The following is a 9,910-nucleotide window of genomic DNA, read 5'->3' as shown; positions in this document are numbered from 1 at the left end:
GCCAGGCCGCGCCGCCGCAGCCAAATCCCGCGCCGCAGCAGGGCCCCTCTGGCGTCCCGGCCGACCCGCCGCCGCCCGGCCCCGCGCCGCGTCAGCAGACGCCGACGCCGCCACCGGGCCCGTTCCCGCCCCAGCCCAGCTGGTACCCGCCGCCCTGGCAGCAGGGCGGACCGGGAGCGGCCCCGGTGCCGCAGCAGTCGTACCAGCCGACGGAGGGGATGGGACCGGTGCCGCCGGCCTACCCGGACCAGGACTGGAGCCCGGAGGGGGGCGGGCCGCCCACCGCCGAGGACTTCGCCCGGCGCCGGCAGGGCCGCCCCGCCGACCCGGTGGCCACCATGGGGGTACGGGCGGTGGTCAACCGCATCGGGCTGCGGCTCGCCCCGGGGCGGCACGAGCAGGAACTCAAGCGGGACATCGAGACGGTACGCCGCAACTTCGGCGGCCTGCGCCAGGTGACCGTGGTCAACCCGAAGGGTGGCGCCGGCAAGACGGTGGCCATCCTGCTGCTCGCGATGACCTTCGGCCAGAAGCGCGGCGGATACGTGCTGGCCTGGGACAACAACGAGACCCAGGGCACCCTCGGCATGCGCGCCCAGCAGGACTTCCACTCCCGTACGGTCCGGGACATGCTCCGGGACCTGGGCCAGTTCCAGGGGGCGCACGGGCGGGTCGGCGACCTGTCGCAGTACGTCCGGTCGCAGGGCGAGGGGATGTTCGACGTCCTCGCCTCGGACGAGTCGGCGACCGGCGGGGAGATGCTCACCGCCGCCGCCTTCGCGGAGATCCGCGAGGTGGTCAGCCGCTTCTACAAGCTGATCTTCGTGGACACCGGCAACAACGTCCGGGCGCAGAACTGGCAGGCCGCGATGGACGCCACCGACCAGCTGGTGGTCACGATGTCGGCCCGGAACGACTCGGCGGAGACGGCTGCGCGGATGCTGGACCACCTGGAGCAGAGCGGCCGGCAGCGGCTGGTGCGGCAGGCGGTCACCGTGGTCTCCATGCCGCCCTCGCGCAAGGAGATCGACCTCCCGGCGATCCAGGAGCACTTCGCGGCGCGTACCCGGGCGGTGCTGCTCGCCCCGTACGAGCGGCTCATCGACACCGGCGAGCCGATCCGGTACGGGGGCCTCTCCTCGGCCACCCGGGACGCCTGGCTCAAGATCGCCGCCGCGGTAGCCGAAGGGCTGTAGGGCCCGCGGAGGGCTGTAGGGGCCCACGGAGGGCTGTAGGGCGCGAAGGGCCGGACAGCGTGGAGAGGCTGTGGGGCGGGGAGGGCCGACGGCCGGCCCGACGCGTGCCGGGCCGGCCGTGGGCGTGGGTCAGTTGCTGGCGAGGGCGTCCGCCGCGGCCGGGTCGCAGTCGCGGAGGAACTGGGCGCAGCGGGCCGCCTCGTCCGCCTCGCCGATCTCGTCGGCGGCCCGGGACAGCACGTACAGGCAGCGGAGGAAGCCGCGGTTCGGCTCGTGCGACCACGGCACCGGCCCGTGCCCCTTCCAGCCGCTGCGGCGCAGCTGGTCCAGGCCCCGGTGGTAGCCGGTGCGCGCGTACGCGTACGCCGGGACGACCTGGCCCGCGGCGAAGGCCCGGGCCCCCAGCGCGCCCCAGCCTGCGCTGTAGGTCGGGAAGCGCGCCGCCACCTCGGCGTAGGCCTCGTCGCTGCCGGCCTGCTCGGCGGCGGCCAGGGCGGCGTCGGCCTCGTCGTGCGCGGGGAGGAGGGTGGCCGGTGGCTCCGGCAACAGGTTCTGCATCGCCCCATTCAACCCGCTTCGCACCCCGGCGCGCGAGGGGGTTGGCCGAGCCGGTTGGCTGAACGGCTGAGGAGTTGGTCACGCCTGCGGCCCATGCCGCCGCCAGATATTTTCCGTTACAACTATTGGTCCGGAGCCTCCCCAGGACCCGGCAATGCAGGAGCCCGGTGGCCTCGGTCGCCGGGCTCCTGTCCATTCCCCGGCCGGCACCCCCAGGCATCGGAGCGCGGTGGTCACCGGGGAGCCCGCAGGTTTGGGCGGTTGCCCCGGCCGGGCAGGATGACCAGGGTGCCCACCCCACCTCCCGCGGACGTCATCGAGCCGCACATCTGCACCGACGAGATCGAGACCCGCGCCGAGTTCGACCGGCGGCTGAGCACCGGCAGCCTGGCCGGGCTGACCGTGCAGGGGCTGCGGCTCGACCTGGAACCCGTCCCGGACCTGACCGGGGTCACGGTCAGCGGCACGCTCTTCGTCGGCTGCCGCTTCGCCTCCCGGGAGGTCGGCGCCGACCTCGTCCGGCGGGGCGCGAACGTGGTGCCCCCCTTCTCGGGGCTGCCCTACCCGACCCAGCCGTCCCACCTCTACACGCCGGAGGACCTGGCGGACGGGTTCGCCGAGGCGGGCTTCGCCGGCATGTACGACACCCGGGTCTACGAGCACTTCCGGGCTCACGGCGGGGCGCTGCCGGACGTCCGGGAGGCCCTCGGCCAGCGGCTGCACGACCACGGCGTGGACAACGCGCTCGCCGACGCGACCCGCGCCTGGTTGGCCACCCATGGGCCGCAGTCGGTGGTCGGCATCATGGGTGGGCACGCCGTGGCGCGCGGCAGCGCGCCCTACCGGATGGCCGCGGTGCTGGGTTGGGAGCTGGCCCGGGCCGACCGGCTGGTGGTCACCGGCGGCGGGCCGGGGGTGATGGAGGCCGCCAACCTCGGCGCCTACCTGGCCCTGCGACCGGCGGAGGATCTGAACGCCGCGATCGACCTGCTCGCCGGGGCGCCCGACTTCACCGACCACGACCGCTACACGGCGGCGGCGCTGCGGGTCCGGGAGGTCTTCGGTCCGCCCGTCGTGGCCTCCGCGCCGTCCACCGACCCGGGCGCGGGGTACCGCGCCGACTCCGCCGCGCTGGTCGGCGGCGGTCTGGACTGGGCGCGCACCGGCGGGCTGGCCATCCCGACCTGGCTCTACGGGCACGAGCCGGCCAACCTCTTCGCCGGCCGGATCGCGAAGTACTTCTCCAACGCCATCCGGGAGGACACGATCCTGCGGCTGGCTCGGGGCGGCATCGTCTTCGCCCCTGGCCGGGCCGGCACCGTGCAGGAGGTGTTCCAGGCCGCCACGAAGACCTACTACGGCACCGACGGGGCCAGCGGCGCGTACGTCTTCCTGGACCGCGCGTACTGGACGGCGGAGCTGCCGGTGGAGTCGCTGCTGCGTCCGCTGCTGGGCGCCTCGCCGTTCGGCGACCTCTCCGGCACCGTGCACCTCACCGACGACGTCCGCGAGGCCGTCCGGGTGCTCACCGGCGCGGCCTGACGCCGGTCCCGGCCGCCGTCGTGGTCGGGCCGCTGACGGCGACGGCCGGCCCCCACCAGGGGAGCCGGCCGTCGGCGGTACGCGTCAGCGGGTCACTTCATCGTGGTGCCGGTCGAGCGCAGGTGCTCGCAGGCCTCGACGACCCGGGCGGCCATGCCGGCCTCGGCGGCCTTGCCCCAGACCCGGGGGTCGTACATCTTCTTGTTGCCGACCTCGCCGTCGACCTTCAGCACGCCGTCGTAGTTGCGGAACATGTGGTCCGCGACGGGCCGGGTGAAGGTGTACTGGGTGTCGGTGTCGATGTTCATCTTCACCACGCCGTAGTCCAACGCCTCGCGGATCTCCGACAGCAGCGAGCCGGAGCCGCCGTGGAAGACCAGGCTGAGCGGCTTCTCCTTGCCGTACTTGGCACCGACCGCCATCTGGATGTGGTCAAGGACCTCGGGGCGGAGCTTGACGTTGCCCGGCTTGTAGACGCCGTGCACGTTGCCGAAGGTCAGCGCCGCCATGTAGCGGCCCTTCTCGCCGAGGCCGAGGGCCTCGACCATGGCCAGGCCGTCCTCGACGGTGGTGTAGAGCTTCTCGTTGATGGCGTTCTCGACGCCGTCCTCCTCGCCGCCGACCACGCCGACCTCGATCTCGAGGACGATCTTGCCTTCGGCGGCCCGGTCGAGCAACTCCGAGGCGATCTGCATGTTCTCTGCCACCGGCACCGCCGAGCCGTCCCACATGTGCGACTGGAACAGCGGCTCCTCGCCGCGCGCCACCCGCTCCTTGGACATCGCCATCAGCGGCCGGACGAACTTGTCCAGCTTGTCCTTTGGGCAGTGGTCGGTGTGCAGGGCGATGTTGACCGGGTAGTTCTTCGCCACCTCACGCGCGTACGCGGCGAAGGCGGCGGCGCCGGTGACCATGTCCTTCACGGACGGACCGGAGAGGTACTCCGCGCCACCGGTGGAGACCTGGATGATGCCGTCGCTCTCCGCGTCGGCGAAGCCCTTCAGCGCCGCGTTCAAGGTCTGCGAGGACGTCACGTTGATCGCGGGGTACGCGAACCGGCCGGCCTTGGCGCGGTCCAGCATCTCCGCGTAAGCCTCGGGGGAAGCGATGGGCATGTCGAACGCTCCTTACTTACCGCTGTCGGCCGTAGCTGGCCGCTGTCGTCCATGAGTGCGCCGGACCGCGCTGTCCTCCGCCGGCAGTATCCCTGAGGAGCGCCGCGCGGGCACAACCGACCCGGTACGCGCCCGAGCGCCGGACGCCCGGCGGGCCGTCCCCGCCGGCCGACTCTTCCGCCGGGACGCCGTTGAATCGGCGAAGGCGCGGTGGCGTCACCGCCCCTCCAGGCTGTCCGGCACGACGACGCTGATCAGCCAGGTCACCACGGTCATCACGATGGCGCCCCAGAACGCGGCCCAGAAACCGTCCACCTGGAACGGCAGGTCCAGCGCCCCGGCGATCCGGTCGGTCAGCAGGAACAGCAGGGCGTTGACCACCAGCGCGAACAGGCCGAGGGTCAACAGGTAGAAGACGCAGCCGACCACCCTGATCAGCGGCTTGAGCACCGCGTTGACCACGCCGAAGATCAGCGCCACGACGACCAGGGTGAGGGCGGTGTTGCCGCCGGGCCGGCCGCCCACCTCGACGCCGGGCACGATCAGCGTGGTGATCCACAGTGCGATCGCGGTGATCGCCAGCCGGATCAGGAAGCCCACGGCACCATCCTGGCACCGGGGGTGCCGCCCGGTGGGGCGATTCGGTCGACTCGGCTTCCGAGCGGCGGGCAGGTCCACCCCGTACGGTGTGTGGGGAAACCGTCCGCCGAGACCCCGGGAGGGACTGCCATGGGTCAGCCCGACGAGGACTTCGCCCCCAGCGACCACCTCAGCCCCGAGGAACGCGACCTGGAGGCGGAGCCGGCCGACGCGGTCGAGCAGGCCGCCGCGATCGACCACGGCGACGGTGACACCGAGCCGCACCGGGGCCTGGAGGTCGGCGACTGGGACGCGATGGAGCAGGCCCGGGTGGTCGGCGCCGACGAGGACGACTACCGCTGAGGGCCGCCCCGCGCGCCGGGGCGACGACCGGACCGTGCCGACGCGCCGCCCCCCGACCGGGGCGGCGGCGCGTTTTTGGCCGACGGCGTGACGCCGGGTCGGGACGCGCCGTCGACCGGTGGGCGGCCGGCGGCGTCAGCGGGTGCGGTTCACCCGGCCCGGATGCTGTGCCGCCCACTGCGCCAACCGGTCCTCGCGGAGCGCGGCGAGGAACTCCGGAGTGGCCGTCGGGTCCGGCCGGACCCAGCGCGCCCCGTCCAGTGGCTTGACCGGGAGGCTGAGCCCGACCGGGTCGACGGACTTCAGCTGCGGGAGCACCCTCACCAGGTCGAGCAGGGGCAGGCCGCCGTCGTCGACCACCAGGTCGGCGCCCCCCGCGCGCAGCAGTTCGGACAGCCTGACCGGGTTGGTCAGCACGCCCTGTTCGGCGGCCCGGCGGACCAGCCCGGCGGCGAAGAGCTGGGCGTTGCGGTCCCGGTCGAGACCGCCCTCGGGCAACCCTCGCCGCTGGCGCAGCAGGTCGACCGAGGCCGCGCCGCCGAGCCGCTGACACCCGGCCGGGAAGACCCGCGAGGTGTGGATGGAGCGGATCTCGCGCGGCAGGCAGACCTCCACCCCGTCGACGGTGTCGGTGAGCCGGCGCAGCGCGGGGTAGGTGAGCACCACGCCGGCGTCGACGCGTACGCCGGTGAGCTCGGCGACGGTCCGGCGGGTCAGGTCGTAGCCGCGCGCCAGGTCGGGTGGGTCCGACCGGGAGCCGTACGCGAAGGCGGCGTTGAGCTTGTCCCGCCCGTGACCCGGGATCGCCACCTGAAGGTCACGGGGGAGCGAGACCAGGAAGGGCCGGCTGCGGTCGGCGGGAATGTGCACGAGCAGCACCGAGTCGGCCAGCGGTGGCCGCTGGTCCGAGGTCGCGTCCAGGCCGAGCAGCAGGACGTTCAGCGCCCCGGCGGGGGCAGGCGGAACGGGCTCGTTGAGCATGGCGGCGTCCTCGGCGGCCCGGTCGGGCGTGAGCTGCGGTATCCCCACCCCCAGCACCCCGAACAGGGCGAGCGCGACGCCACCGGCCCGCAGCCGCTGCCGTCGTCGACGCCGCACGGCGGCAAGCCGGTCGATCGCGGCGCGCACCGGGCCGGTGGGCGGGGTCAGGGCCTCGTGCTGTGCGAACGCGGCACGCACGTCGTCCTCGATCATGAGCAGGCCTCCGCGTACTCGGTGCGCAGGGTGGTCAGGGCGCGGGAGATGGATGAGCGGACGGTGCCGACGGCGCAGCCCAGGATCTCGGCGATCTCGGCGTCGGGCAGGTCCTCGTAGTAGCGCAGCACCAGGGTGGCCCGTTGCCGGCGAGGCAGCCGGGCCAGCCAGGACCAGACCTGGTCCCGGTCCACGGCGTGCTGGGCGTGGTCGGCCGGTGCCGGCACCGCCTCGTCGGGTTCGCCGCGCAGCAGCACCCGGCGCATCCAGGAGCCCCGCCGCCAGTCGACGTACTGGTTGGTCAGCATCCTTCGGACGTAGCGCTCGGGCGAGTCGGCCCGGGCCACCCGGCGCCAGTTGAGCTGGACCCGGACCATGGTTTCCTGGACCAGGTCCTGCGCCTGGTGCGGGTCGCCGGTCAACATGACCGCGTACCGCAGCAGCGCGGCCAGCCGTGAGTCGGCGAACTCCTCGTACGTCACAAGCACCTCCCGGGCTCCTGCCCCTGATGACGGATGCGGGCCGCCGGAACGTTGCGATCGGATCGGTACCACGAGCCGGGCCGGCGACGACGGTCCACTGCCGATCACCGGGGGCGCTCGCCGGCCCGGGTGTGCTCCTGCTCGCCGCCGGCGTCGGCGGGCACCTCGTGCACTCGGCGTGCCGAACCCGTTTTCGGCGCGTGACCTGGCGCTGACGTTGTGGCTGATCCGGCTCAGCCGTTCGGCTCATATTCGCAGGTAGGGCCGTATGGGGGCGGCGCGCAGCCTTAACGGCTCCTTAAGATCCACGGGCTACTCCACCTGGAGCCCCCACGGGAGGAAAACCCCCAATGCTCAAGAACTCCACCCGGCGTTGGCTCGCCGGGTTGGGCGTCGCAGGCGCGTTCCTCGCCGCCTCCGCCACCCCGGCGCAGGCCGCCGATGACATCCGGATCATGGCGTACGACCTGCAGGTCGCCCCGAACCACACCGCCTACGGCTTCATCGCCGCGTACACCAGCGAGGATGAGCTCAAGAAGCTCACCCTGGACCTCGACCTTTCGCAGGTCGACGACTTCGCCACGATCGACGTCGCGACCACCGACTGGACCTGTGACCAGAACGCCAGCACCCTGCACTGCGAGGCGGAGGCCGGTGAGTACGGCGTCCCGGGCTTCAACTACTACCTGAACGCCAAGGCGGACGCCAAGCCCGGCACCAAGGCCGAGCTGGGGATCAAGGCCGTCGGCGACGGCCAGACCGCCACCCGCACGATCACCGTCACCGTGGCCGAGGGTGTTGACCTGCAGAGCGTGCCGGAGGCCAGCTTCGACGCCGAGCCGGGCGCCACCGTCGGCCTGGTCGGCACCGAGGTACACAACGCCGGCCCGGAGACCGCGCGCGGCGTGGTGCTCCGCCTGCAGCAGGACTACCTGAGCCCGTACGCCGGCAACTTCAGCAACTGCCGGTTCATCGAGGAGGTGCAGTCCGCCATCTGCACCATCGACACGGAGCTGAAGCCGGGCAAGACCTACCGGCTCTCGGAGAAGCTCCCGGTGAAGGTCGACCAGACCGCGCGCACCGGCAGCTCGCTGTTCAACTACGTCGACTGGTGGACCGAGGACGACTGGAAGGTCGTCACGGACGACCCCGACTTCCCGCTGCCGCCCGGCACCCCCGGCACCGGCGAGAAGCTGGAGCTGGTCGAGGTGCCGGCCGCCCGGCAGGGCGCGCCGCAGACCGACGTCGACCCCTGGAACAGCTTCACCGCGGTGAAGCTCACCGTCCTCGGCGACAACACCGCCGACCTGGCCGCTGTCGGCGGCACCGCCACCGGCAAGGTCGGCGACGAGGTCAAGGTGAGCGCCGGGTTTGAGAACCTCGGCCCCGCGACGATCGAGACCTGGCGGCTCGAGGGCCCGCTGCTCGAGGTCAACATCCCCAAGGGCACCACGGCCGTCGGCGTCTCCGAGGAGTGCGCGCCCATGATCGAGGACCAGCCCTGGGACCCGTGGCAGAACGCCGGCGAGCCGGGTGCCCGCCGCTACGGCTGCCTCACCTGGGGCGACGTCGCCAAGGGCGACAAGGGCTCGTACGAGTTCACGCTGAAGATCGACGAGCTGGCGGGCGAGACCTCCGGCCTGGTGGAGACCGTCCTGGCGGGCGACAAGAACGTCGCCAACAACAAGGCCTCCCTCACCGTCAAGTTCGGCAACGCGACCACCCCGGGCAACCCGGGTGGTGGCGGTGGTGACGGCGGCTCGCTGCCGATCACGGGTGAGAACTCCGGGCTGTTCGCCGGCGTCGGCGGGCTGCTGCTCGTCGCCGGTGCGGCCGGCTACCTGGTGGCCAAGCGCCGCCGGACCCGCTTCGTGGCCTGATCCACCCCGCACCACCGGTGCCCCGCCGACCCCCCGGTCGGCGGGGCACCGCCGTCTCCGCACCCGAACCGCAGCGGAAAACGGGACGACGCAAGATCCATGCTCCTGGAACCATGAGCGGGTGCTGCTCACCCTGACCACCACCCACCGGCCGGCGACCGACCTCGGTCACCTGCTGGTCAAGCACCCCGACCGCGCGCACTCCTTCGACGTGCCGGTCGGCACCGCGCACGTCTTCTACCCGGAGGCGGGCGAGCAGCGCTGCACCGCCGCCCTGCTGCTCGACGTCGACCCGTTGCGGCTGGCCGGCGCGCGGGGCAGGGGCCGCGGCCGGCAGCCGGCGGCAACCCCGGAGAGCTTCACCCTCGGGCGGTACGTCAACGACCGGCCGTACGCGGCGTCCAGCCTGCTCTCCTCGGCGCTGTCCAAGGTGTACCGCTCCGCCCTGCGGGGCGAGTCGCGGGAGCGCCCGGAGCTGGCCGCCACGCCGATCCCGCTGGAGGTGCGGGTGCCGGTGCTGCGCTGCCGGGGCGGCGCCGACGTGGCGGTACGGATGTTCACCCCGCTCGGCTGGACGGTGACCGCCGTCGCGGTTCCGCTGGACGAGCAGCACCCGGAGTGGGGTGACAGCCGGTACGTCGACCTGACCCTGACCGGCACCCTCCGGGTGGCCGACGCGCTCAACCACCTCTACGTGCTGCTGCCGGTGCTCGACGACGCCAAGCACTACTGGGTGGCGCCGGACGAGGTCGACAAGCTGCTCCGGGCCGGTGCCGGCTGGCTGGCCGACCACCCGGAGCGCGCCCTGATCAGCCGGCGTTACCTGGCGCACCGGCGGGCGCTGGCCGGGGAGGCCCTGGCCCGCCTCGCCGAGCAGCGGCTGACCGACGAGCCGGCCGCCGCCGAGCCCGACACCGTGGACGAGAGCACCGGGGAGGGCGGGGCCCGTCGGGCGTCGCTGGCCGCGCGGCGCCGGGAGGCGGTCCTCGCGGCGCTGGTCG

General features: G+C 73.2%; 10 protein-coding genes. 5 read left to right on the top strand and 5 right to left on the bottom strand.

The window, feature by feature from the left end:
- The coding region (locus NCC78_RS21665) for a MinD/ParA family ATP-binding protein (protein ID WP_372495172.1) at nucleotides 1–1,196 on the top strand (1,196 nt) is incomplete at its 5' end.
- Nucleotides 1,197–1,325: 129 nt separating this feature from the next.
- Here NCC78_RS21665 and NCC78_RS21660 read toward each other — a convergent pair.
- Entirely contained in the window at nucleotides 1,326–1,754 is a 429-nt protein-coding gene (locus NCC78_RS21660; RefSeq protein WP_250796628.1) for a DUF3151 domain-containing protein, read from the bottom strand.
- Nucleotides 1,755–2,042: 288 nt separating this feature from the next.
- On the opposite strand from NCC78_RS21660, the gene NCC78_RS21655 reads away from it, so the two are divergent.
- The gene (locus tag NCC78_RS21655; protein WP_250796627.1) at nucleotides 2,043–3,296 is read left to right on the top strand and encodes an LOG family protein; all 1,254 of its coding nucleotides are present in this window, start codon (nucleotides 2,043–2,045) and stop codon (nucleotides 3,294–3,296) included.
- Nucleotides 3,297–3,388: 92 nt separating this feature from the next.
- Here NCC78_RS21655 and fbaA read toward each other — a convergent pair whose 3' ends face one another.
- On the bottom strand, nucleotides 3,389–4,411 hold the full coding sequence (fbaA, locus tag NCC78_RS21650; protein WP_250796626.1) for a class II fructose-bisphosphate aldolase: 1,023 nt from the start codon (nucleotides 4,409–4,411) through the stop codon (nucleotides 3,389–3,391).
- Between the two features lie 216 nt (nucleotides 4,412–4,627).
- Nucleotides 4,628–5,011 carry a phage holin family protein gene (locus tag NCC78_RS21645; RefSeq protein WP_250796625.1) on the bottom strand — a complete coding sequence of 128 codons (384 nt, stop codon included), beginning with the start codon at nucleotides 5,009–5,011 and terminating at the stop codon, nucleotides 4,628–4,630.
- Nucleotides 5,012–5,140: 129 nt separating this feature from the next.
- Here NCC78_RS21645 and NCC78_RS21640 point away from each other — a divergent pair, with 129 nt between their 5' ends.
- The gene (locus NCC78_RS21640) at nucleotides 5,141–5,353 is read left to right on the top strand and encodes a hypothetical protein (protein WP_250796624.1); all 213 of its coding nucleotides are present in this window, start codon (nucleotides 5,141–5,143) and stop codon (nucleotides 5,351–5,353) included.
- A gap of 135 nt (nucleotides 5,354–5,488) precedes the next feature.
- On the opposite strand, the gene NCC78_RS21635 is transcribed toward NCC78_RS21640, so the two are convergent.
- Nucleotides 5,489–6,547, bottom strand: a complete 1,059-nt coding sequence (locus NCC78_RS21635) for an LCP family protein (RefSeq protein WP_250796623.1) — start codon at nucleotides 6,545–6,547, stop codon at nucleotides 5,489–5,491.
- Nucleotides 6,544–7,029: a SigE family RNA polymerase sigma factor gene (locus tag NCC78_RS21630; RefSeq protein ID WP_250796629.1), complete on the bottom strand. Its 486-nt coding sequence runs from the start codon at nucleotides 7,027–7,029 to the stop codon at nucleotides 6,544–6,546. The genes NCC78_RS21635 and NCC78_RS21630 overlap by 4 nt, the downstream gene beginning before the upstream one ends.
- A gap of 350 nt (nucleotides 7,030–7,379) precedes the next feature.
- Here NCC78_RS21630 and NCC78_RS21625 point away from each other — a divergent pair, with 350 nt between their 5' ends.
- Nucleotides 7,380–8,909 carry an LPXTG cell wall anchor domain-containing protein gene (locus NCC78_RS21625; protein WP_250796621.1) on the top strand — a complete coding sequence of 510 codons (1,530 nt, stop codon included), beginning with the start codon at nucleotides 7,380–7,382 and terminating at the stop codon, nucleotides 8,907–8,909.
- Nucleotides 8,910–9,030: 121 nt separating this feature from the next.
- On the top strand, nucleotides 9,031–9,910 hold an 880-nt coding region (locus tag NCC78_RS21620; protein ID WP_250796620.1), incomplete at its 3' end, for a 3' terminal RNA ribose 2'-O-methyltransferase Hen1.

The sequence above is a fragment of the Micromonospora phytophila genome, assembly GCF_023656545.1.
Lineage (GTDB): Bacteria > Actinomycetota > Actinomycetes > Mycobacteriales > Micromonosporaceae > Micromonospora > Micromonospora phytophila.
This window is presented reverse-complemented; position numbering and strand designations above follow the sequence as displayed.